Consider the following 22,798-nt stretch of genomic DNA (forward strand, 5'->3'; position numbering starts at 1 on the left):
AAGAGCTCGACTAAAGTTGTGGGCGGCTTGGATGAGGCCATGCTGATACCGATGAGATGGCTCATCTACTTATTGGCATCGATTGGTATCTTAGAGCCTGCTGACGATCTTTTTGCGGCAGCGGCCATTTTTTGTCGGATGCAGGGCGCGAAAATCGGCCTGCAGCAGTGTCATTCACTGCAAGAGACGTTCGCCAAAACCATGCGCCGGCAGAAAAAGGCCCCATAAGGCTGTCCGGCCGACGGGTCAGATGCGGCGCCTTGGAATGATGAAAGCCTACGCACTCTGCTGCGGGCTGCGCTGCTCGTAAAAAGATCGTAAACAGACTCTTAGATCCGGCCTTACATCGAGTCATTGAGCGTGGTGCAAAGGAAGCGGCTCGCTGGACATGCACAACTGGTTGCGTCGCAGCTTCTCAATGATGAGCCCAAATTGCCAGGAGGGGGGTACGGTTAGTCATGAGTGCGCGCAACTTTTGGTTGTGGTTCCTTACGTCACAAAAAAAAGGGGACAATTTTGAAGGCGTAACATTGAGAATGATAAGCAATATTAAACTCGTTGAATTTTTCGGCTCCACAATGGTTCTAGCGGACATTTTCTTGGTTTTTTGAGGCGCGATGCCATGGTTGGGTGGTCGCAAGAGTGCCGATATGTATTGTGTCGGCGCGAACAGTCAATGGTTCGTTTATGGGGGGGGCGACGCAGGTGGATTTCTGTAGTTTTCTGCGACGGCTCTTGATGACTGGATTCCAAATGCGTTTGATGCGAACGTTCGATTCGATTGCGGGTTCGTGGTAGGCGCATAATTAATCGCACTGTCAATGATGGTGAATGGCTAGCCAGTGCCGATGTTTTGGGCGGAATTAAGCGAGGGATGTGCTAGAGACTTCCTGCCTAAAAGTTCGGAAGCCTCTTCCCCCTAATGGCCGTTTTCACTAGAATCCGCTCATCATTGAGTGCTCTCATCGAGTTTGCTGAACGTGACGCGGGCCGGACGCTTGTGCGCTTGATCCATGTGTTCACTCTTTGGCATTGCTCCCGTGACCGCCTGGCCTGTTGAGTTCTTGGAGAGTGCGGCTGGGCCTGCGGTGGCAAGAGTATCCTAGCCGGCGTTGGCGCAAAGACTGAGGAAGGCGATGTGCTAATCAGCTGTATGAGCCGCTGATTGGCAAGGATTTTAGTCAAAAGGCAGGGCTTTCTCCGGTGATAACAACAAACTCGGTTATGCCTAATCTGCTGGCCCCGATGATGGTAGCGTGCGGTGCTGACCAAGGCTTTTCTGATATGAAGCAGGGGGCTGGATGCGGAAATTAGAAGTTGATCAAACAGGCTGGAGAGGACGAAAATCATGATCAAGGTCACTCCCGTCATTTTGTGTGGTGGTTCAGGGACACGTTTGTGGCCACTTTCCCGGGCTGGTTTTCCGAAGCAGTTTCTGTGCCTGAATGGTCAGGAAAGCCTGTTTCAGCAAGCGGCGCAGCGCCTGTCAAATTTGGGTGAAGTTGACCTGAAGATTGCTTCTCCGCTCATTGTCACAGGTGAGGACCATCGCTTCCTCGCCGCAGAGCAGTTGCGTGAAGTCGATATCGAGTTGGGGGCAGCCTTGCTTGAGCCGACCGGCCGAAATACGGCGCCAGCGCTGACTCTGGCGGCCTTGGCTGCAATGGCAAGTGGCGATGATCCGGTTTTGGTTGTTACCCCTGCTGATCAGATGGTGACTGATGCTGTGGCATTTGCATCGGCAACGCAGTCGGCGATCCGCGAGGCGGCAAACGAAGCGATAGTGATTCTGGGGGTGACGCCAGATCGTCCTGAGACGGGCTACGGCTATATCCAGATCCACAATGCCAATGCAAATGGTAGTGCTCAGGTTGTTAAGCGTTTCGTTGAGAAACCAGACGAGGAAACTGCCGAGTCCTATCTTATTGAGGGTGGGTATTATTGGAATGCGGGCATGTTTGTACTCAAGGCCTCTGTGTGGCTGAAGGCGCTAGAACAGTTTCGCAGCGATATTCTGGATGCAACCTATCTTGCTTGGACTCAGCGTACTGTCGATGCTCAATTTATCAGGCCCGGCAGGGACGAATTTGCCAAAATCCCTTCCGATTCCGTTGACTATGCCGTGATGGAGTGCTGCCCGGGCAGCCGTTTCGATATTAAAATGGTTCCTCTGGATGCAGGCTGGAGCGATTTGGGCGCTTGGGATGCCGTTTGGAAAGTCTTGCCGAAGGATGAGTTCGGGAATGCGCATGTTGGGGATGTGCTGGCAATCGACAGCCACAATACACTTGTGCATGCAACCAGCCGGTTAGTCAGCCTGGTCGGGATTGACGACGTCATTGTTGTTGAAACGCCTGACGCTGTGCTTGTTGTCAATCAGTCGCGCAGTCAAGATGTCAAACGCGTTGTCAATGCCTTGGGGCAGAAAAAGCGGGAAGAGTATGCGCTGCATCGCAAGGTTCACCGTCCTTGGGGATGGTATGACAGCCTTGATGAAGGCGGGCGTTTCAAAGTCAAACGCATTCAGGTCAAGCCTAAGGCTAGCCTGAGCCTGCAAAAACATCACCATCGTGCCGAGCATTGGATCGTGGTCAAAGGTACCGCCGAGATTACCAATGGTGACAATGTCATTCTGCTGACTGAGAATCAGTCGACCTATATTCCCCTGGGCGAGGTGCACCGGTTGGCTAATCCGGGGACGATTCCATTGGAAATCATAGAGGTACAGTCTGGGAGCTATTTGGGTGAAGATGATATCGTGCGCTTCGAAGATACCTATGGTCGGCAGTGAGCAGCATGGACAAAGATAGTAAGATTTTTGTAACGGGCCACCGTGGCATGGTTGGCAGCGCTCTTGCGCGACGACTGCGTGCCGCGGGCTACACAAGCATCCTTACCGCCGACCGTTCAGATTTGGATCTGCTCGACTCACGCTCGGTGCATGAGTTCCTGGCTCATGAGAAGCCGCATTACCTTTTCATTGCCGCTGCCAAGGTGGGAGGCATTCAGGCTAACAATCTGCAGCGCGCTGACTTTATCTATCAGAACCTGATGATAGAGGCCAATCTCATCCATGGCGCGCATTTGGCGGGTGTGCAGCGGTTAATGTTCCTCGGCTCCAGCTGTATCTATCCGCGGGACTGTCCTCAGCCCATCAAGGAAGAGTACCTGCTGACTGGCTTGTTGGAACAGACCAATGAGCCTTACGCCATAGCCAAGATCGCGGGTATCAAGTTGGCCGAGAGCTACAACCGCCAGTATGGCCGACAGTATGTGAGCGTGATGCCCACCAATCTTTATGGACCCAACGACAATTACGATTTGGCCAGCAGCCATGTTTTGCCGGCGCTGCTGCGCAAGGCGCATGAGGCAAAACTGCGCGGCGACAAGGAGTGCGTGGTTTGGGGAAGCGGCGCTCCGCGCCGCGAGTTTCTGTATGTGGATGACTTAGCCGATGCTTGCGTTCACCTGATGGAGCGGGATTATGACGGCGATCTGGTCAATATCGGCACAGGCGAGGATGTGACGATCCGCGAGTTGGCCGAAATGGTGATGGCCACTGTAGGCTTTGAGGGGCGCATTGTATTTGATTTGTCCAAGCCAGATGGCACGCCGCGCAAATTGCTGGATGTCGGTCGCTTGGAAGCGTTGGGCTGGTGTGCGCGCACCCCGTTGAGCGAAGGGCTACGTCTGGCCTATGAAGCTGCTCCTTTCCGATACTGATTTTGCGAAGAAAGAATACGATGTCGAACAAGAAAGTCGCTCTTATCACTGGTATTACCGGCCAGGATGGCGCTTACTTAGCAGAGTTCCTGCTGTCCAAAGGTTACGAAGTGCACGGAGTCAAGCGACGCTCGAGTCTCTTCAACACCGATCGCATTGATCATCTTTACCAAGACCCGCACGATCCGGATCAGCGTTTCAAGCTGCACTACGGCGATCTGACCGACTCGACGAACCTGATTCGAATCGTCCAGCAGGTGCAGCCTGACGAAATCTACAACCTGGCGGCGCAGAGTCATGTGGCGGTAAGTTTTGAAGAACCTGAGTACACCGCTAACGCCGATGGTATTGGCGCTTTGCGTCTGCTGGAGGCGATCCGCATCCTCGGTTTGGAAAAGAAGACGCGCTTCTACCAGGCTAGCACCTCCGAGCTTTATGGCTTGGTACAGGAAGTGCCACAGAAAGAAAGCACGCCATTTTATCCGCGCAGTCCCTATGCGGTGGCCAAGCTGTATGCCTACTGGATCACGGTGAATTACCGCGAAGCTTATGGTATGTATGCCTGCAATGGCATCCTGTTCAATCACGAAAGTCCTATTCGTGGAGAGACCTTCGTCACGCGCAAGATTACGCGTGCTATCGCGCGTATCGCTCTCGGATTACAGGACTGCCTGTACCTGGGCAACATGAGCGCGCTGCGCGACTGGGGCCATGCTCGCGATTATGTCGAGATGCAGTGGTTGATGCTGCAGCAGGACAAGCCCGAGGACTTCGTCATCGCTACCGGCGTGCAGTACTCGGTGCGCCAGTTTGTCGATTTCGCTGCCGCCGAGCTTGGCATCACGGTGACTTTTGAGGGCGAGGGCGTGGATGAGATCGGTCGCGTTTCGGCGGTGACCGGTGATAAGGCCAAATGCAAGGTGGGCGACGTCATCGTCAAAGTCGATCCCCGCTATTTCCGTCCCACTGAGGTTGAGACATTGTTGGGTGATCCGACCCGCGCGGGGCAGAAGCTGGGTTGGACCCCCAAGACCACGCTGCGCGAGCTGGTCAGCGAGATGGTCGTGAGCGACTATAAAGCAGCCTGTCGCGACCATCTGGTTAAACAGGCCGGCTTCAAAGCCTACGACTACAACGAGTGATGCGACGCGGATTACGATCATGAAACTGCAAGGCAAGAAAATCCTCGTTACTGGCGCGGATGGTTTTATCGGTTCCCATCTCGTTGAGCATCTGGTGCGCCAGGGCGCCGACGTGCGAGCCTTCGTCTATTACAACAGCTTCAATAGCTGGGGCTGGCTGGATCAAAGCCCGGAGGACATCCGGCGTTCATTCGAGGTGTTCGCTGGCGACGTCCGCGATCCCCATGGTGTGCGCACGGCGATGCAGGGATGCGACGTAGTGCTGCATCTGGCGGCGCTGATTGCCATCCCTTACTCGTATCACTCGCCGGATACCTACATCGATACCAACGTCAAAGGCACACTCAATGTTGTGCAGGCGGCGCGCGAGTTGGGCGTGGAGCGCGTGGTGCACACCTCCACGAGCGAGGTTTACGGCACGGCGCGCTTTGTCCCGATCACGGAGGAGCACCCGCTGCAAGGGCAGTCGCCTTATTCGGCCAGCAAGATCGGCGCGGATCAGATTGCGCAAAGTTTCTTCCTGTCCTTTGAGACGCCGGTGGCGACGATCCGTCCATTCAATACTTATGGTCCTCGCCAGTCGGCGCGCGCCGTGATTCCGACGATCATCACGCAGATCGCCGCAGGCATGGACGAGATCAAGCTGGGTGCCATCCATCCGACGCGAGACTTCAACTTCGTGCAAGACACCGTGCGGGGTTTCTGCGCAGTCGCAGAGTGCGACGCGGCGTTGGGTAAGGTGATCAACGTGGGCAGCAACTACGAGATATCGGTTGGCGATACGGCCCGTCTGATTGCGGAACTGATGGGCCGCGATGTGCGTTTCACCAGCGACGAGCAACGTCTGCGTCCTGCAGGGAGTGAGGTTGAGCGCCTGTGGGCCGATAACAGGCTGGCGCGTGAACTGGCCGGCTGGGGGCCGGAGTATGCCGGCATTGATGGCTTGCGTCGCGGCCTGAAGGAAACGATCGACTGGTTCACGGAACCGTCGAATCTCGGCCGTTACAAGGCCGGCAACTACAATATCTGATCCGCCATGTCCTTTTCTGATTCCATCGCCGAGCGTATTCGCCATGTTGTTGGGGACGGGCGGGTCACGCTGCACGAGCCTTTGCTCAAAGGTAATGAGCTGGCTTATGTGACTGAGTGCATCCAAACAGGCTGGGTGTCGTCCGTGGGTTCATTCGTCGACCGATTCGAACGTGACCTCGCCGCGTATACCGGAGCTGCGCATGCGGTGGTGGTCAGCAACGGCACCTCGGCATTGCAGATTGCATTGCACTTGGCCGGGGTGCGCCAGGACGATGAGGTACTGGTGCCTGCGCTGTCGTTCGTCGCGACAGCCAATGCGGTGCGCCATAATGGCGCGTGGCCGCATTTCGTCGATAGCGAGACCCGCACGCTGGGCATCGATCCAGGCGCGCTCGCCAAGCACTTGGACGAGATCGGCGAGCGCCGCAACGGCGAGCTGTTCAACCGATTGACTGGTCGGCGCATCAGCGTGGTCGTCCCCATGCACACTTTTGGCCACCCGGTGGATATGCCTGCGCTGAACGAGGTAGCGGCGCGTCATGGGCTCGCCGTGGTCGAGGACGCGGCAGAGTCGCTGGGCAGCTTTCTGGATGGTCGGCATACGGGTAACTTTGGAGTCTGCGCGACGCTGAGTTTCAATGGCAACAAGATCGTCACCACCGGCGGCGGCGGGGCGATCATCACCAATGATTCGGACCTGGCTCGCCGCGCCAAGCATCTGACGACAACCGCCAAGCAGCCTCACTCGTGGGCCTTCTTCCACGACGAGGTAGCTTACAACTTCCGGTTGCCCAACCTGAATGCCGCGATGGGATGCGCTCAACTGGAGCGCATCAGCGCTTTCATCGATGCCAAGCGCGAACTGACGCAGCGTTACCAGCAGGCGTTTGAAGGTTTTGCCGGCGCATCGCTCTTCCTTGAGCGTCCCGATACCCGAGCCAACTATTGGCTGCAGACGCTGATCCTGTCGGAGGAGTGTGCCGAGCAGCGAGATGACGTGCTGCGGGCGACCAACGCCGCTGGCTTGATGACGCGCCCTGTCTGGGAGTTGCTGAACACGCTGCCAATGTACCGCGACTGTCCTGCCTCGCCGCTGCCGGTGGCGCGAGACCTTGCGCGCCGAATCATCAATATTCCGAGCAGTCCGCAATTGATCCCGGAGAGCATGTGACCCGCCGCCGTATTGCTATCGTCACGGGCAGCCGGGCCGAGTATGGCCTGCTGTACTGGCCCATTCGCGATCTTCTCGCTGCGCCGGATTTTGAGCTGCAGCTTATCGTTACGGGTATGCACCTCTCGCCCGAATTCGGTTTGACCGTGCGTGATATAGAGCGTGATGGTATTCCCATCAGCGCGCGGGTCGACATGCTGGTTTCGAGCGATGCGCCGGGTGGCATCGCCAAGTCGATGGCGCTGGGCCTGATTGGTTTTTCCGATGCCATTGAGCGTCTGCGTCCGGATGCCATGCTTGTATTGGGCGACCGCTTCGAAATCCTGGCCGCCGCGCAAGCCGCGATGGTGCACAACGTGCCCCTGGTGCACATCGCCGGCGGGGACACCACCGAAGGGGCCTTCGATGAGGCGATTCGCCACGCCATCACGAAGATGGCGCACCTGCACCTAGTGACGAACGAGACTGCTCGTCAGCGAGTTGTCCAGATGGGGGAGGATCCGCGCAGCGTCCACGTTGTTGGCAGCCCGGGGCTGGATCATCTGAGCAGGCTGCAGTTGCTGGACCGCACTGCGCTGGAGGTCTCTTTGGGGCAGCCACTGGGGGCGCGCAATGCATTGGTGACTTTCCATCCGGTAACGCTTGAGCCGGCAGATGGGTTGCGTCAGCAAGAGGAACTGCTGGCTGCTTTGGATGTCCTGCCTGAAGAGTGGGTGTTGTGGTTCACTCTGCCTAATGCCGATACCGGCGGTCGCGGGTTGGCGGCTGCGTTGCAGGCGTGGGCCAAAGATAGGTCGCGCGTGCGAGTGTTTGCTTCACTCGGACAGTTGCGCTACCTGAGCCTGATGCGAGAGGCGGATGTCGTCGTCGGCAATTCGTCCAGCGGACTTTATGAAGCGCCGTCATTTCTGGTACCGACCGTCGACGTCGGGGATCGGCAGCGCGGCCGGCTAGCGGCGGCATCCGTGCTGCATTGCGAACCCGAGCGCGGTTCAATTCGCGATGCGATTACCTGCGCGCAGGCGCTGGATTGCAGCGGTGTCCAGAATCCTTATGGCGATGGCCGCAGCGCGGCCCGTATCGTCGATGCGTTGCGGGCAATGCCGCCGGCGGCACGCATGCTAAAGAAGACTTTTCACATGATAGAGGCTGCCCGTGCCTGAGACTTTATCTCCCGTTTTTATTATCGCCGAAGCTGGAGTCAACCATAACGGCTCGCTGGACATGGCGTTGCGTCTAGTCGATGCCGCTGCCGAAGCTGGCGCTGACGCGGTCAAATTCCAAACCTTCAAGGCCGAGCTGCTGGCCACGGCGAAGGCCGGCAAGGCCAGTTATCAGATATCCAATACGAAGGAGGGCGGCAATCAGCTTGCGATGCTGCGCGCGCTCGAATTGAAGCTTGAGGACCATCATGCACTGATCGAACATTGCCAAGCGCGGGGCATTCGTTTCATGTCGACGGCCTTCGATGCGGCCAGTCTGACGTTCCTCGGCGGACTTGGCATGCCGGCGATCAAGATTCCATCTGGCGATATCACCTGTGCGCCGCTACTGCTGCAGGCAGCCCAGCTGCGCCAGCGCTTGCTGGTATCCAGCGGCATGTCGACGCTGACTGATTTGGAGCGCGCCCTGGCTGTGTTGGCCTGGGGGCTACTGCATGATGGCCAGCCATCAAGTCAAAACGAGATTGATGCTTGCTACTTCAGCGTTGAGGGCCAGGAGGCCTTGCGCCGTCATGTCACTCTCCTGCATTGTGTCACGCAATACCCTGCACCGGCGGAGGCGGTGAACCTGCGTGCGATGGATACGATGGCGCAGGCTTTTGGTTTGCCGGTCGGTTATTCGGACCATACGCTGGGTATCGAGGTATCTGTTGCCTCCGTTGCCCGCGGTGCCACGGTGATTGAAAAACATTTCACGCTCGATCGTTTATTACCGGGGCCAGATCATCTGGCCTCGCTTGAGCCGGATGAGCTTAAGCACATGGTGGGGGCAATCCGCAACGTTGAGGCTGCTCTAGGGAGCGCGCGCAAATTGCCGGCTCCAGCCGAGCATCCCAATCGCGCCGTGGCGCGCCGTTCGATTGTCGCTGGCCGTCCAATTGAGGCTGGGGAGCTGTTTAGCTTGGATATGTTGGACTGCAAGCGGCCTGGCACGGGCATGTCGCCGATGGAGATCTGGTCGTTGGTGGGGCGTCCCGCCACGCGTGATTTCTCTCCCGACGAGCAGATCGAACCATGAGTCTGCCTGTGATCGTGATCGGTGCCGGGGGGCATGCGGGCGTAGTGGCGGATGCCCTGCTCGAATCCGGCATCGAAGTGTTGGGCTATACCGATCCCGACCCCAGCCTTCATGGCTCGCGACGATTGGGGTTGCCCGTGCTGGGGGGGGATGAAGCGCTTGCAGGGTATGTGCCCGAGCGAGTGAGGCTGGTGAACGGCCTGGGCTTCGTGTCGGGCTCCGGCCGAACGGCAGCGCGGGCCCGCGCGCAGCAGAGGCTGCAAGCGCAGGGCTGGACCTTTGCGCCTGTGATTCATCCTCGAGCGGTGGTCTCGCGGCATGCGACCTTGGCTGCAGACGCCCAAGTACTGGCCGGTGCGATTGTGCAGGCTGGCGCCCGGATTGGCGCCAGCACGATTATTAATACCGCGGCGGTGGTTGAGCATGACGCGATCGTTGGCGCATGGTGCCATGTCGCGACGCGTGCGACGCTGTGTGGCCAAACTCATGTCGGCGACGGCTGCCTTATCGGCGCTGGTGCAGTATTGCGCCAATCCGTGAGTGTGGGCGCTGATACCGTGATCGGCGCGGGCGCCGTCGTTGTGCGCGATAGCGCTGGCGGTGAAGTTGTGTGCGGCGTGCCCGCGCGCCCTCTTGGAGTGAAGCGATGAAGAGCTGGCAATCAGCCCTGATCGGCCCCGATGTTAGCCTGCGAGAGGCGTTGGAGATTATCGATTCGGCAGGCTCGCAGCTGGCTGTGGTTGTTGACGAGCATCGTCGTTTGTTAGGAACCGTGTCTGATGGAGACGCGCGCCGCGCGTTGTTGAGCGGATTGGGCATGGATGACCGGGTCTGCCGCGTTATGCATGCCGGAGCGACAGTCGTTACCAGCTCGTCCACTCCCCATGAGATCCAGGCTACGATGCGCCGCACCGGGCGCCACCAATTGCCGATTGTTGATGCTGATGGCATCGTTATCGGCTTGGCGCTTATCAGCGATTATCTGACCGCCGCGCGACGTGATAACTGGGTGGTGATTATGGCCGGAGGCTTGGGTTCGCGATTGCAGGAGTTAACGCGCGACACCCCGAAACCGATGCTCAAGGTTGGATCCCGACCGTTGCTTGAAACGATCATTCGCAGTTATGCCGAGCAGGGTTTTCACCGTTTTTACCTCGCGGTGAACTATAAGGCTGAGCAGATTGAGCAGCATTTTGGCGATGGTTCGGCGCTTGGCGTCGATATCCGCTACGTGCGCGAAGAGAAGCGCATGGGCACCGCCGGTGCCTTGAGTCTGCTGCCGGAACGTCCCGCCTCGCCTTTCATCGTCACCAACGCGGATTTGCTGACAAAGGAGAACTTCGGGCTCCTTATTGACCAGCATGCTGAAGCGGGTGTCCACACCACGATGGCGGTACGTCAATATGAGATGCAGGTCCCATTCGGCGTGGTCAATGTGCGGGAGGGGCATATTCATTCGATCGAGGAAAAGCCGGTTCAGCGCTTTGTCGTCAGCGCTGGCATTTATGTACTGTCGCCCGAAGTGCTGGATTTGGTTCCGACTGGCAGCTTCTTTGATATGCCGGCATTGTTCGATCTTGTACTCAGGAGCGGCATGAAGGCCCGCGCGCACCAGATCGATGGCTACTGGTTGGATATTGGCCGCCTACCTGATTTCGAACGGGCCAACAGCGAGTTTCACAATATTTTCAATTGATTATTTTCCCGGTAGAAATATATGAAAGCAGTTGTTATCGGTTTGGGCTCTATGGGCAAGCGGCGTGTTCGTTGCTTGCAGGCTTTGGGCGTGATGGACATTGTGGGCGTGGATTTGCGAGCGGACCGCCGCGACGAGGCCGCGCAGCGCTATGGCATACGCGTCGAGGCTGAGCTGGATCAGCTGTGGACAAGTTTCGCGCCGGATGTCGCAATCATCTCGTTGCCACCAAAGGCCCATGTTGCGGCGATGCATGCCTGCCTTGCGCATCGCGTGCCGTTCTTTGTCGAGGCCAGCGTCGTCGATGATGGCCTTGCGGCAGTCGTTGCGCTGGCGAAGCAAACTGGCGTGGTTGCTGCGCCGTCTACGACGCTGCACTTCCATCCGGCAATCGCGGAGATATCGCGCATCGTGCGCAGTGGGCGGTTGGGTAAGATATCCAATGTAATGCTGCATTCCGGCCAGTATTTGCCGGATTGGCATACTTATGAGCCGGTTTCCGACTATTACGTCAGCGACCCGGCGACTGGCGGCGCGCGCGAGATTGTGCCGTTCGAAATGACGTGGTTCACCGAGCTGTTTGGCTTCCCGCGTCGTGTCGCGGGCCAGTATCGGAAAACAATCGACATCGCCGGCGCCGAATACATCGACGATACCTACAATGGCCTCTTCGATTATGGCACTTTTCTCGCCACTATTACTGTCGATGTCGTGTCGCGCCATGCAACCCGCCGCTTGACCATCAATGGCGACAAGGCACTGCTGGCCTGGTCCTGGGACGAAGCTGCCATCAAGGTTTTCGACGGCGCAACCGCCCAGTGGACTGAGTTTGTCTACCAGATGGAACAGGCCGAGCCAGGTTACAACAAGAATATCGGCGAGAATATGTATATTGATGAGATTCGCGCTTTCCTGGACGCAGTCGCCGGCAAGGCCGCGTTTCCGAATTCGCTGGAGCAAGATCACCGTGTGCTCAAATTGCTGTACGCCTTGGAGCGTTCTGACGCTACGGCGACTTTTCAGGCGATCTGATCATGCGCGTCGCTATTCTCATTACGGCGCGTATGGGTTCCACGCGCTTGTCCGACAAGCATCTGCGGGACATGGCTGGCCGTCCGGCGTTGCGCTGGCTGTTGGAGCGGATCACCGCTGAGTTTCACGCTGAGCTTGATGGCGGCGCGGCCTCGCTGTGGATCGCAACTGGCAATCCGGATCGCAACGCAGGGTTTTCGGCGCTGACATCCGGCATTCCCGCGCAGCTATTCTTCGGCGCTGACGACAACGTTCCATTGCGCCATCTGCAAGTCGCGCAAGCTCACGGGTTTGATGCCTTATTGTCTATTGATGGCGATGACATCTTCTGCGCGCCGGAGGCGATGCGCGCGGTGTATGATGCGCTCGTTTCCGGCGTGTCTTTGGCCAAGACTAGCGGTTTGCCGTTGGGCATGAATGCCTGGGGGTATGCAACGCCGGTACTGGAACAGGCGCTGCGCGGCGCGGATGCTTCGGTGCTAGAAACCGGTTGGGGACGCATCTTTGACGGCATGACCGTTCATGAGGATGTGCTGTCCTGTCCTGGGGCCGAACAGGTGCGAGCCACGCTGGATTATCCGGAAGACCTCGAGTTTTTCGATGTGACGGCACGTGAGATCCAGGGGTGGGAGCAACTGCCTGCATCCGACTTGGTGCAGGCCGTGCTGAGCCGTGGACTGCATCGAATCAATGCTTCGGTTACAGAACAATATTGGGAGAATTTCAATATGGGCGTTTCTTCTGAACAAACCGCAACCCACGCCAAGTCGTATAGCGAGCGGCTGCATCGAGTGATCCCAGGCGGCGCGCACACCTATTCTCGCGGCGACGACCAGTATCCAGTAAATGCGCCGCAAATCCTTGAACGCGCCAAGGGGAGCACCGTCTGGGCGGCTGACGGCCGCAGTTTCCTGGATTACGGCATGGCGCTGCGCGCCGTGTCCATCGGTTATTCCGAGCCCGCGATCAACGAGGCCGCGATTCGCGGCCTGGAGGCCGGCAACAACCTGACGCGCGCATCCATGATCGAGTTGGCTGCGGCTGAGCGACTGGTAGGCATGATCGATTCGGTCGATATGGTCAAGTTCACCAAGAACGGCTCCACGGCCACGTCCGCCGCGGTCAAGCTGGCGCGCGCCTACACTGGGCGCGACCTTGTCGCGCGCTGCGCCCAGCATCCCTTTTTCTCTTACGATGATTGGTTCATCGGCAATACCGCCATCACCAAGGGTATTCCTGTCGGCACCATTGAACAGACCAAATCGTTCGCGTACAACGACATCGGCTCCCTTGAGCGGCTGATCGCCGAATACCCAGACCAATTCGCCTGCGTTATCCTTGAGCCCGCTTCGACGGATACGCCTGCGACCTTCATCGGCCCTGATAGCCGTGAAGTCAACTATTTGCAGCAGGTCGAGGCGCTGTGCCGCAAGCACGGGATTGTTTTCATTCTCGATGAGATGATCACCGGCTTCCGTTGGCACCTGAAGGGTGCTCAGCATACTTATGGCGTCACGCCCGATCTGTGCACCTTTGGCAAAGCGATGGCCAACGGCTTTTCTGTCGCAGCAGTGGCCGGCCGGCGCGAATTGATGTCGCTGGGGTCGATAGATCAGCTGGGGCAGGAGCGCCTGTTCCTGCTCTCGACGACGCACGGCGCAGAGATGTGCGGCCTAGCCGCGTATCTTGCCACGATGGATTTTCTCGAAGAGCATGCCGTCGTCGATCACTTGTGGACGTATGGCGCCAAGCTGCAAGCTGAGATCAATGGAGCAGCCGAGCAGGCCGGCATCGCAAAGCATTTCTACGCGGCCGGCCCCGCAGTCAGCCCCTACTATGCGACAGTCACTGGCGAGGGCGCGCCTTGGCTTGAGCTCAGAACCTTGTTCGCGCAGGAAATGATCAAGCAGGGCGTGTTGATGCCCTGGCTGGCGCTTAGCTATCGCCATGGAGACGCCGAGCTGGAAAAGACCCGCGAGGCGCTGGCTGCCGCAATGGATGTGTGCGCGCGCGGCATCGCGGAGGGGGTCGACAAGTATTTGATCGGTCCGGCGATCAAGCCTGTGTTCCGTCGTTTCAACTAATCACTCAATGATGTCCAAATCGATGACGCTTGATTCATCCCTGTTGCAGGATAAGACGGTCGTGTTGGTTGGCGGCGCGGGCCTGCTCGGCAAAGCTTTTGGCGAGTCACTGCTGCGTCATGGCGCGCAGCTGATCGTGGCCGACCTCGACGAGGAGCGCTGTCGCGTCGCTTGCGATGAGTTATCGGCCAAAATTCCCGGCGCGAGCGTGATCGCGGAAACCGCCAATATCACGGTGCGTGAGTCGCTCGATGCGCTGATTAGCCGCATCCAGGCTAGGTGCGGCAAAATCGATGCGGTCGTGAACAATGCCTATCCGCGCAACAAGCAGTATGGACGCAAGCTGGAACAGGTTGAGTATGCGGACTTCTGCGAGAACGTCAGCACGCACTTGGGGGGCTATTTTCTCAGTACGCAGCGCTTTGCCGAGTTCTTCAAAGTCCAGGGCTTCGGCCATGTCGTCAACGTCTCGTCCATTTACGGCAACGTCGCTCCGCGGTTCGATATCTACGAGGGAACGGCGATGACCATGCCGGTAGAATATGCGGCCATCAAATCCGCGATCCAGCACCTGTCGTTGTACTTCATGCGCTACTACCAGGGCACGGCGTTACGCTTTAATGTGCTATCGCCGGGGGGAATCTTTGATCATCAACCCGAACCTTTTCTGGAGCGTTACAAGGCGTATGCCCAGCACAAGGGCATGCTGGAGCCGGCTGACGTGGCCGGTACCCTGGTGTACCTGATCTCAGATCTATCCTCCTACGTGAATGGTCAGAACATCGTTGTCGACGATGGCTGGTCGAAGTGAGCCCCACCATGAATCAAGTTGCCATTATCGGCGCCGGTCAACTCGGCCGCCGCCACCTGCAAGGCTTGGTCAAGTCGACTGAGTTGCTGACCATCCATGTCGTAGATCCATTCGAGGCTTCGCGCCGTGCGGTAGAAGACTTCATCGCCTCGCCGGATTCCGGCTCGCTGCCTGCGATTCATGTGTATGAGACGCCGGATGCGCTGCCAGCCACGCTTGACTTGGTGATTGTCGCCACCACAGCGAACCAGCGCCTTGATGTGATCGAACAGTTAGTCGGGGTGGCGAAAATTCGCCATCTAGTGCTGGAAAAATTCCTGTTTAACGACTCTGAACAGTACAAGCGCGCGGCTTCGTTGATTGCCGAGCATGGCATTGCCGCCTGGGTCAATACGCCGCGCCGCCACTTCAGTGTTTACCGCGAGTTGCGCGAACAGACTCGCGACGACCAGTTGTTGCAATTCACCGTTGACGGCGGCGACTGGGGACTGTGCTGCAATAGCGTGCACTTCGTCGATCTGGTCCAGTTCCTGGCCGGCGAGACCGAGCTGAAGGCACTTGAGGCCCGCTTTGACGCCGATGTGATGGCGAGCAAACGCAATGGCTACGTCGAGCTGACCGGCGAGATCGCCGGCGAAGTGGGTGCTACGCGTTTCACTGTGCGCTCGATTCGCGGTTCGACCAAGCCAATCACTGTCACGCTGCACTATGGACGCCAGACAGTGCTCATTGCTGAAGGCGCTGGCCAACTTTGGCGTTTTGGCCAGGGCGGGGACGACGCCAGTACCTTCCGCTTGCCTTATCAAAGTGAGATGACAGGAGTGATTGCCAGCCAGCTGCTGTCCGGTAATGGCTGCGATTTGACCCCGTATGCCGATTCCGTCGCCGCTCATCTCCCCTTGCTATTTGCCTTTGCGGAATGCGCAGGTACCGTAGCTGGTAACCACGCGCGGTGCACCATTACCTGATCCGGAGTCTTATATTATGTTGTTACTGATTGGAAGTGGTTCCATGGCAGTGGAGTATGCCAAGGTTCTGAAGGCGCAGGGGCGTAAATTTGCTGTTATCGGCCGTGGCGCGACGAGCGCGGCCGAGTTTACGGAAAAGACCGGCGTGCCGGTGCAAACCGGAGGCCTTGACGCTGCAATCGCGTCCGGTCTCGTCGCCGGCGTGACCTCCGCTATCGTATCCGTTGGCGTGGAGGCGTTATACGAGACCAGCGTTGCATTGCTGAGATTTGGCGTGAAGCATCTGCTTATCGAGAAGCCCGGGTTGATGCGGCCGGACCAGATTGGTCCGTTGCAAGACGCCGCTCGTTTGGCTGGTGCCAGGGTATATATTGCCTACAATCGGCGTTTTCTGGCTTCGGTACGCCGCGCACGCGAGATTATTGAAAACGACGGTGGACTAACCTCATTCACCTTTGATTTTACCGAGTGGGGACACGAAATCGTGACGCTCACGAAGGCGCCTGGCGTGAAAGAACTGTGGGCGTTGGGCAACTCGTCGCACGTGCTGGATTTGGCCTTTCATCTCGGCGGCGTACCCGCGCAGTTGCACGCCACATGCGCTGGAGCGCTGGATTGGCATCCGGCAAGCGCCGTGTTTGTCGGTAGCGGCGTGACGACAAGCCATGTCCCGTTCTCATATCATGCCGACTGGGATGCGCCTGGGCGTTGGGGACTGGAGTTCTGTACCCGACAACATAAGCTGATCTTCCGACCGATGGAGAAGCTGCAAGTAATGCGCAAGGGGTCGGTGCAAATCGAGGAGGTTGCCGCCGACCTGGAGGATGCGCGGCTGGATGCCGAGTACAAGCCGGGGCTGTTCCGCCAAGTGGAGGCCTTTTATGCGGCCGACACCGGCGCGCTTTGTGCGCTTGATGAGCTGGCCGTCAATCTCGAGCATTTCTGCGCTATTGCTGGCTACGCGCGTTCTGCCTGACAATTGTCCGCTACTATGTCTTCCATTATTTCTGTTGTTGGCAAGTCCTTGCGCCCCAGGGGACTGATTGTTGCCGACTCGCTCGCTTTGCCGCGAAACGATGTCGCCTACGAGCACACTTGGCCAGGCATGCTGGAAGAGCGCTTGCCCGCGATTACTTGGATCAATCGTGCCCAGAGGCTTTCGACCTCTGAGCGTCTGAATGATGAAGGTAATCAGGGCGCCGACTGCCTGGAGTTCTATAATCCAGACTTGGTCGTGCTGCAGCTTGGAATTTGCGATTGTTCGCCTCGTGTTTTGCATAAGCGGACCGCGGCGTATGTCTATCGATTGCCGTTCGGCCTGGGTTGGCGCTTGTCCTCGTGGCTGGAAGCATGGCGTGGTCGCAAGGCCAGCAACTGTCTCGTTCCGTTGGCGGCCTATGAGCGCAATCTGCGCGGCTATCTTGTGCGAGCCGCCGCCCACGATGCCCGAGTGATCGCGCTTTCGACTTTGCCTGCCAGCCGTCGTCTGGCATCGAAGAATCCACACATTGGTCAACAGATTGATGCGTACAACGCGGTGCTGGATCGTCTAGCGGCGCAATTCCCATGCCTGCGCGTACTGCATCCGTTCCTGGATATGACCTTGATCGACGAGCTGTTTGTCGATGATGGCTATCATCTCAACGAGCAGGGCGCGCGGTGCATTGCGGCTGCGCTCGAGCCGCTGGTTCTTGAGGCGCTTGAGCGCCATATGATAGTGTAAACGCGGCCATGCTGTACGTCCTGGTCAACAATGACTATCAACTGCATGCGCTGCGCCGTCATGGCATCGCGGAGCTGGGTGCTGGCTCCGGTGTGACTCTGATCGCGGTGCCGCACGCGCTATCGTTGCCGAACGATATGGCTGACTTCGAAGCCGTACATCGTTTCGATACGCCACAAGGCCGCGTCGGTTTGCTGCGCATGCTTTGGCGCTACTGTGTGCTCGGCCACGATGTTGCCCAGGTGTTGAACCCTAGCCCCAGTGACACGCTGCTATTCTTTACCGAGGTCGAGTGGCTCAACCAGATCATAGTTCAGTACTTCCACAACCACGGCGCGCATGTCGTAATGTTGGAGGACGGAGGCTTTGCCACCTATATCCCGATGTCAGTGCCAGACAGCGAGCGGCTGACCTTGCGCGAGCGCTGCATTCAGTTTGCTTTCCGGTTGGTGCCTGGACTGGGGCGCAGCCGGCTCTTCAAGGTTAATGGCCAAGTGTTCCCCCGTCTGCCGAACAGCGCGATCGACGTGATCGCACTATACAAGGATGTGAGACTGCACCGCGACATATCAACATGCTGTGTCCTCAGGCCTGCTCGCAAACGTTGCGAGATTCGTCGAGGTAGCGTCGTTTTTCTGAACGAGCGGATGTATGACCATTACCAGACCGATGAGGCCTACATTGCGGGTCTGTGCCGACTGATGCGCATGCTGACAGATGGCTACGAAACCGTGTACTTCAAGTTCCATCCACGTGAGCCGCAAGGTTGGGTAGTTCGTATAGGCGAGTTATTGGCGCGGGAGTTTCCATCCGTTAGCGTTATCGATCGGGCTGGTACGATCGAGGAGATGATTCTCGACTATCGTCCAGAAGCTTTGGCATCCTATTTTTCTGCCGGCTTGCTCAGCATCGAGTATGAGGGCATCGAACCCCTGTATCTCTACCACTTGCTAGACGATCTGGTGGAGCAGCCTGTTTTCGTGATCGCGACTCGCATTCTGCAGATCTGGGGCTACCGTTTCGCAGATGACGACGGCGTACGCGCCGGTTATCATAGTGGCATCACCAATGACGATTCGGTCACAAGCATTGATTTGAGGCAGCTATTGATGTTGTCGTCCAGTGCCGGCGATGGAGGGGCGCGTTCCGCACCGTTCCCTCTGCATCGGTCACGTGGCTTTGCCTCAGTTGCAGGTGCGCACGAGCACCTGCAAGATGAGAGGCGTCCAAGGAGGCTTTCTTGATTGTTCGTGGTTCAAATCCCTTCAATCCCGCAACCGCGAAGGATGGACTCGCAATCGTCAGATGGGCGATTCGCGTCGCCCCTCACCCGCAACCAGACCTTCACCGGCCACGCAATTAAGCACAGTGACTCAATTGATGGACTCCAAGATCATTATCGTCGCGTGCTCGAGTCATGACGGTATCCACGTATTGGTTGCCGATCTGGCCGAGGGCGAAGACGAGTATGGTGTCGAACACCAATCCCACAGGGTTGACGCGATGCTCCAGCCTGACATTGCTGCGATTTCGCGCCTGCTGAGCGTGGGGACAATGTTGACCGAGATTCAGGGCAGTTTACAGCAGGCTGCTCGATATTGTAGGCCACCGCGTGTGGTGTCTGTGAGGAATACACGTGGCTGAACGACGAGTTGATACGCCTGGCAACGCCTTCAACCATCCGACCAAAGTTCTGCATTTGGGGAAATACTTCCATCCGGATGCTGGCGGCATTGAGACGGTTACCAAGGATATCGCGCAAGGAGCTGCTCTGGCGGGCTATGAGGTCACCGTGTTGTGCTTTGGCGATGTCGCGAGTTTGCGTCGCGAGCGGATCGGCGATGTCGAGGTGTTACGCGCTCCAGTCTGGAAGAAGACCGCCTCGCAGCCCATCAGCTGGCAATATTTTTATGCCTTTCTGCGGTGCGCGCGCGAGTACGACATTGTTCATGTGCATGTCCCCAACATGCTGGCCGCACTGGCTATTGTCCTGGCGCGGTTGCCGGGGCGGGTTGTCGTGCATTGGCACAGCGACGTCATCAACAAGGGGTGGCTGGGCCGGATGATGTATCCATTGGAGCGGCTGTTGTTGCGCCGCGCCGATGCGGTGATCGCAACGTCACAGGCTTATGCCGACGCTTCTCCGCTGTTGCGTCGTTTTCGCGATAAGGTCCGCGTGGTGCCAATTGGCATTGAAGATCCCGATGTTCTCGACGATGACCATGAGCCTGGCTTGATCCTGGCGCCCGCGATAGGGAAAGCAGAGCAGCCCAAAGCCTCGCGCGCTGATGAAAAGATCGTGTTAGCAGTCGGCAGGTTAGTGCCATACAAAGGCTTCGAGGTGCTCGTCGATGCCGCGCGTGATCTGCCGTCTGGTTGCCGAGTTGTGATCGTCGGAGGCGGCGAGCGCCGCGCCGAGCTAGAGGCTCGCATCGCGCGGTATGGTGTCAGCGACCGAGTGCAATTGGCCGGACGGCTCGACGACGCGTCGCTGCGCGAGCTATTTCAGCGCGCGACGTTGTTCTGCCTGCCATCGGTCTCGCGCGCAGAGGCGTTTGGCGTTGTGTTATTGGAAGCGATGGCACACGGGTTGCCAATCGTGGCATCCAACATCGCAGGCTCAGGCGTGCCCTGGGTCAATAGTCATGGCGAAACCGGATTGAATGTGCCGGTTGGCGACGCGCGGGCATTGGGGGCGGCGATTGTTTCCTTGTTGAGCAAGCCACAGACACTTGAGCGCATGCGCATGGCCTCGCGCCGCCGGTTTGAGACCGAGTTCACGGCCATCGTGGCTACGCGCCGGGTGTTGGATCTTTATGCCGCCTTGGCTGTACCGCAGCGGGGAGGCTTCATCGCATGATTGCGTGGATAACAGGCTCCTGCGTGGGCGCTGCCCTGCGGGGCGTGTGTGGCCTGGCTTCTCGTGCTCGGGTATTGGCGGTGTATCTATCGTTTTCGGCCGGTGCGAGCGTGATCGGATTGCTGACTACGCTCTTCATGATTCGCCACGTCGCGCCGGATGAGTTTGGCCGGGTGGCCATTACGCTTGGTGCTTTGCTGATTGCTAATGCCGTAATCGGATTCGGCGCGGATAACTTGGTTGCAATCAACAAGGCCAAGCTTGATGCTGACAGCTATGTGGCGTTCCGTCGCTCCTATAGCCATTTTGCTTTGATGACCTTCGTGGTTGGCCAGATCGTCGCAGTGCCGGTCTGGCTCTCGGGCCGGGTTGATGGCCTGGTGCTGCTCGTGCCTTTAATGGCGCTGCTCAAGTTCTTCGTCACCATGGCCGGCATTGAGTACATAATGGAGCAGCGTGCCGTCGCCTATGGGCTAGTGCAACTCCTGACCTCGATAGCGGCCTCGATTGCGACTGTTGCGCTGGTGCTGTGGGTATCGCCGACGGCAGAGTCTCGCGTTGCCGCGCTGATGTTGGCTGATGCAGTTTTACTGGTGGTCCGCTATGGGTTGAGGCCTACTGTGATCGTATCTTGGCGTTTCGATCGCGAGGCCTTCGGGCGCATTGTCCGCTTCGGCGCCCCGTTGATGGTCTCGGTCGGTCCCGCCTATCTGCTCAATGAGGCGGACAAGGTAGTGGTTGCGCAACGCCTGGATCTGGCTGCTGCGGGCGTCTACGGTGCTGCCTGCACTATTGCCGGCTTCATGCTGACTTTCATTACCGCTTTGCTCAACACTTCGGTGCCAAAACTCATGGCCGCGCTGAAGGACGGGCGCGAGCTACCGTCGCGTGTTGCGATGCGCTATGCCGTTAGGTTCTGCGGCTTGTCAATTGCCTTTGCCTCGCTTTTTTTGGTCGCGTACACGTTTGCGGCGGGTCATCTTTTGCCAGCGCGTTACACCGAGGCCATCCCTGTTGTCTACGTGTTGGTGGTGATGATGCAGTGGCGCAGTGTCTATGCGGTCATTGGGACCGTGACAGATTATTATGGCATGACAAGCAGTAAGTTGATCGGCTTTGCTCTTGCTGCCGTTATTGCGCTGGGTGGTAATCTGTTGCTGATTCCGCATTTTGGCCTATTCGGCGCCGCTTTCGGCACCGGGCTCGGTTATGCTGCACTCGCTGGTTGGCTGATGCTGGCGTTGGTGCGCCGCCCCTTTTCTCCCAATACTGTATGACTATGCTGACTAGAATCATCCTTTTTCTCCTTGGCACTATGCGAGTTGACTGTATCGTTGACCGCTGGTCGAGTCTGCTGGCGCAACTGCGTGTGCGTCGTTTGCGGGCTCGCGGGATACCATTATCCTTTGTGCCACAGGGGGGACATGATTTTTACCTTGCCGGCGATTTGTCACGTTTCCATATCGATCCGACCAGCCATATCAAGTCTGGCACCTTCATTGAGTGCAGTGGTGGCGTACGTATAGGTCGGTATTTTCACGCTGGCAGAGGGTTGACGATTTTCTCCAGTAATCACAATTACCGTAGCGATACGATGATCCCGTACGATGACGTTGACCTACCGGGGCCGGTTGTCATTGAAGATTTTGTCTGGCTCGGTGCAAACGTCTCGATCGTGCCTGGAGTGACCGTCGGTGAAGGAGCGGTGGTTGCGATGGGCGCGGTCGTCACACGTGACGTCCCGCCCGGCGCGGTCGTCGCAGGTAACCCCGCGCGGATCATTGGCCAGCGGGACATGGTGCTCTATCAACGTCTAAAAGCCCAAGGCCGCTTCGCCTGAAATGAATGGAATTCCTATGATCGAAGAGATTCGCGACGGCGATACCGTCATGGCGCTCATTTTACGCCACAATTACAAGGCCGACGGCATCAAATTCCTGACACCGGATTCGTATTCTCAGCAATTGGGCTACATGAATCGACCGCAGGGTTACGTCATCAAGCCACATGTGCACAATCCCGTCAGCCGCGAAGTCCAGTACACTAATGAGGTGCTCTTCATCAAGAGCGGCCGCGTGCGCGTAGACTTTTACGGCAACGACCAACAGTATCGAGAGAGCCGCATGCTGGATTGTGGCGATATCATTCTGTTGATTGTAGGCGGGCATGGTTTTGAGATGTTGGAGGCCAGCGAGATCGTTGAGGTCAAGCAGGGGCCCTACGTCGGCGAGCACGACAAGATTCGCTTCGAGCCGGTTTCGGCCGACCAAGTCAAGTTTTCCAGCCACTAAAACGGCACCAGACTGAGAGAAACA

General features: G+C 57.9%; 21 protein-coding genes. All 21 read left to right on the forward strand.

The genetic code is table 11. The annotated features are described in order from the left end of the window. Positions 1–39: 39 nt before the first annotated feature. The 21 genes from VA599_RS19105 to VA599_RS19205 all read left to right on the forward strand — a co-directional run bounded on the left by VA599_RS19105 (position 40) and on the right by VA599_RS19205 (position 22,774). The gene (locus VA599_RS19105; protein WP_346790074.1) at positions 40–228 is read left to right on the forward strand and encodes a hypothetical protein; all 189 of its coding nucleotides are present in this window, start codon (positions 40–42) and stop codon (positions 226–228) included. 1,120 nt (positions 229–1,348) lie between these two features. Beyond that, a complete protein-coding gene (locus tag VA599_RS19110) occupies positions 1,349–2,791 on the forward strand; it encodes a mannose-1-phosphate guanylyltransferase/mannose-6-phosphate isomerase (protein ID WP_346790075.1) in 1,443 nt (480 codons plus the stop codon). A 5-nt stretch (positions 2,792–2,796) separates the two neighbouring features. Then, a complete protein-coding gene (locus VA599_RS19115; RefSeq protein WP_346790076.1) occupies positions 2,797–3,723 on the forward strand; it encodes a GDP-L-fucose synthase family protein in 927 nt (308 codons plus the stop codon). A gap of 20 nt (positions 3,724–3,743) precedes the next feature. After that, positions 3,744–4,865 (forward strand): GDP-mannose 4,6-dehydratase, encoded by a 1,122-nt coding sequence (gene gmd / locus VA599_RS19120; protein WP_346790077.1) that lies wholly within the window; start codon positions 3,744–3,746, stop codon positions 4,863–4,865. Positions 4,866–4,884: 19 nt separating this feature from the next. Beyond that, positions 4,885–5,895 carry an NAD-dependent 4,6-dehydratase LegB gene (locus tag VA599_RS19125; protein ID WP_346790078.1) on the forward strand — a complete coding sequence of 337 codons (1,011 nt, stop codon included), beginning with the start codon at positions 4,885–4,887 and terminating at the stop codon, positions 5,893–5,895. A 6-nt stretch (positions 5,896–5,901) separates the two neighbouring features. Further along, complete coding sequence (locus VA599_RS19130; RefSeq protein ID WP_346790079.1) at positions 5,902–7,068, forward strand: LegC family aminotransferase; 1,167 nt, start codon at positions 5,902–5,904, stop codon at positions 7,066–7,068. Then, positions 7,065–8,231 carry a UDP-N-acetylglucosamine 2-epimerase gene (neuC, locus tag VA599_RS19135; protein ID WP_346790080.1) on the forward strand — a complete coding sequence of 389 codons (1,167 nt, stop codon included), beginning with the start codon at positions 7,065–7,067 and terminating at the stop codon, positions 8,229–8,231. The genes VA599_RS19130 and neuC overlap by 4 nt, the downstream gene beginning before the upstream one ends. Then, on the forward strand, positions 8,224–9,309 hold the full coding sequence (gene neuB / locus VA599_RS19140; RefSeq protein ID WP_346790081.1) for an N-acetylneuraminate synthase: 1,086 nt from the start codon (positions 8,224–8,226) through the stop codon (positions 9,307–9,309). The genes neuC and neuB overlap by 8 nt, the downstream gene beginning before the upstream one ends. Then, positions 9,306–9,959 (forward strand): acetyltransferase, encoded by a 654-nt coding sequence (locus VA599_RS19145; protein WP_346790083.1) that lies wholly within the window; start codon positions 9,306–9,308, stop codon positions 9,957–9,959. The genes neuB and VA599_RS19145 overlap by 4 nt, the downstream gene beginning before the upstream one ends. Then, the gene (locus tag VA599_RS19150; protein ID WP_343481126.1) at positions 9,956–11,005 is read left to right on the forward strand and encodes a nucleotidyltransferase family protein; all 1,050 of its coding nucleotides are present in this window, start codon (positions 9,956–9,958) and stop codon (positions 11,003–11,005) included. Before VA599_RS19145 ends, VA599_RS19150 begins: the two co-directional genes overlap by 4 nt. A gap of 21 nt (positions 11,006–11,026) precedes the next feature. Further along, positions 11,027–12,037 (forward strand): Gfo/Idh/MocA family protein, encoded by a 1,011-nt coding sequence (locus tag VA599_RS19155; protein WP_346790085.1) that lies wholly within the window; start codon positions 11,027–11,029, stop codon positions 12,035–12,037. 2 nt (positions 12,038–12,039) lie between these two features. Beyond that, positions 12,040–14,121, forward strand: a complete 2,082-nt coding sequence (locus VA599_RS19160) for a glutamate-1-semialdehyde 2,1-aminomutase (protein ID WP_346790086.1) — start codon at positions 12,040–12,042, stop codon at positions 14,119–14,121. 7 nt (positions 14,122–14,128) lie between these two features. Beyond that, the gene (locus VA599_RS19165; RefSeq protein WP_346790088.1) at positions 14,129–14,932 is read left to right on the forward strand and encodes an oxidoreductase; all 804 of its coding nucleotides are present in this window, start codon (positions 14,129–14,131) and stop codon (positions 14,930–14,932) included. An 8-nt stretch (positions 14,933–14,940) separates the two neighbouring features. Further along, positions 14,941–15,900: a Gfo/Idh/MocA family oxidoreductase gene (locus tag VA599_RS19170; RefSeq protein WP_343481129.1), complete on the forward strand. Its 960-nt coding sequence runs from the start codon at positions 14,941–14,943 to the stop codon at positions 15,898–15,900. Positions 15,901–15,916: 16 nt separating this feature from the next. Beyond that, entirely contained in the window at positions 15,917–16,876 is a 960-nt protein-coding gene (locus VA599_RS19175; RefSeq protein WP_346790090.1) for a Gfo/Idh/MocA family oxidoreductase, read from the forward strand. Positions 16,877–16,891: 15 nt separating this feature from the next. Beyond that, entirely contained in the window at positions 16,892–17,623 is a 732-nt protein-coding gene (locus VA599_RS19180; RefSeq protein ID WP_346790091.1) for an SGNH/GDSL hydrolase family protein, read from the forward strand. Positions 17,624–17,631: 8 nt separating this feature from the next. Further along, positions 17,632–18,867: a polysialyltransferase family glycosyltransferase gene (locus VA599_RS19185; protein WP_346790092.1), complete on the forward strand. Its 1,236-nt coding sequence runs from the start codon at positions 17,632–17,634 to the stop codon at positions 18,865–18,867. A gap of 392 nt (positions 18,868–19,259) precedes the next feature. Beyond that, a complete protein-coding gene (locus VA599_RS19190; protein WP_346790094.1) occupies positions 19,260–20,483 on the forward strand; it encodes a glycosyltransferase in 1,224 nt (407 codons plus the stop codon). A gap of 110 nt (positions 20,484–20,593) precedes the next feature. Further along, positions 20,594–21,760 (forward strand): oligosaccharide flippase family protein, encoded by a 1,167-nt coding sequence (locus tag VA599_RS19195; protein WP_346790096.1) that lies wholly within the window; start codon positions 20,594–20,596, stop codon positions 21,758–21,760. Then, positions 21,757–22,323 carry an acyltransferase gene (locus VA599_RS19200; RefSeq protein WP_346790098.1) on the forward strand — a complete coding sequence of 189 codons (567 nt, stop codon included), beginning with the start codon at positions 21,757–21,759 and terminating at the stop codon, positions 22,321–22,323. The genes VA599_RS19195 and VA599_RS19200 overlap by 4 nt, the downstream gene beginning before the upstream one ends. 16 nt (positions 22,324–22,339) lie before the next feature. Beyond that, positions 22,340–22,774: a hypothetical protein gene (locus VA599_RS19205; RefSeq protein WP_346790100.1), complete on the forward strand. Its 435-nt coding sequence runs from the start codon at positions 22,340–22,342 to the stop codon at positions 22,772–22,774. Positions 22,775–22,798: the final 24 nt, after the last annotated feature.

Origin of the sequence: Chromobacterium indicum, from assembly GCF_039708975.1 — a bacterium.
GTDB lineage: Bacteria > Pseudomonadota > Gammaproteobacteria > Burkholderiales > Chromobacteriaceae > Chromobacterium > Chromobacterium piscinae.

Bases quoted from the DNA above. Each gene is read 5' to 3' on its own strand.
- VA599_RS19180 (WP_346790091.1), top strand. From the start codon at position 16,892: ATGTCTTCCATTATTTCTGTTGTTGGCAAGTCCTTGCGCCCCAGGGGA.
- VA599_RS19125 (WP_346790078.1), top strand. From the start codon at position 4,885: ATGAAACTGCAAGGCAAGAAAATCCTCGTTACTGGCGCGGATGGTTTT.
- VA599_RS19205 (WP_346790100.1), top strand. From the start codon at position 22,340: ATGATCGAAGAGATTCGCGACGGCGATACCGTCATGGCGCTCATTTTA.
- VA599_RS19115 (WP_346790076.1), top strand. From the start codon at position 2,797: ATGGACAAAGATAGTAAGATTTTTGTAACGGGCCACCGTGGCATGGTT.
- VA599_RS19110 (WP_346790075.1), top strand. From the start codon at position 1,349: ATGATCAAGGTCACTCCCGTCATTTTGTGTGGTGGTTCAGGGACACGT.
- VA599_RS19200 (WP_346790098.1), top strand. From the start codon at position 21,757: ATGACTATGCTGACTAGAATCATCCTTTTTCTCCTTGGCACTATGCGA.
- VA599_RS19160 (WP_346790086.1), top strand. From the start codon at position 12,040: ATGCGCGTCGCTATTCTCATTACGGCGCGTATGGGTTCCACGCGCTTG.
- VA599_RS19105 (WP_346790074.1), top strand. From the start codon at position 40: ATGCTGATACCGATGAGATGGCTCATCTACTTATTGGCATCGATTGGT.
- gmd (WP_346790077.1), top strand. From the start codon at position 3,744: ATGTCGAACAAGAAAGTCGCTCTTATCACTGGTATTACCGGCCAGGAT.
- VA599_RS19185 (WP_346790092.1), top strand. From the start codon at position 17,632: ATGCTGTACGTCCTGGTCAACAATGACTATCAACTGCATGCGCTGCGC.
- VA599_RS19130 (WP_346790079.1), top strand. From the start codon at position 5,902: ATGTCCTTTTCTGATTCCATCGCCGAGCGTATTCGCCATGTTGTTGGG.
- VA599_RS19165 (WP_346790088.1), top strand. From the start codon at position 14,129: ATGATGTCCAAATCGATGACGCTTGATTCATCCCTGTTGCAGGATAAG.
- VA599_RS19155 (WP_346790085.1), top strand. From the start codon at position 11,027: ATGAAAGCAGTTGTTATCGGTTTGGGCTCTATGGGCAAGCGGCGTGTT.
- VA599_RS19175 (WP_346790090.1), top strand. From the start codon at position 15,917: ATGTTGTTACTGATTGGAAGTGGTTCCATGGCAGTGGAGTATGCCAAG.
- VA599_RS19145 (WP_346790083.1), top strand. From the start codon at position 9,306: ATGAGTCTGCCTGTGATCGTGATCGGTGCCGGGGGGCATGCGGGCGTA.
- VA599_RS19150 (WP_343481126.1), top strand. From the start codon at position 9,956: ATGAAGAGCTGGCAATCAGCCCTGATCGGCCCCGATGTTAGCCTGCGA.
- VA599_RS19170 (WP_343481129.1), top strand. From the start codon at position 14,941: ATGAATCAAGTTGCCATTATCGGCGCCGGTCAACTCGGCCGCCGCCAC.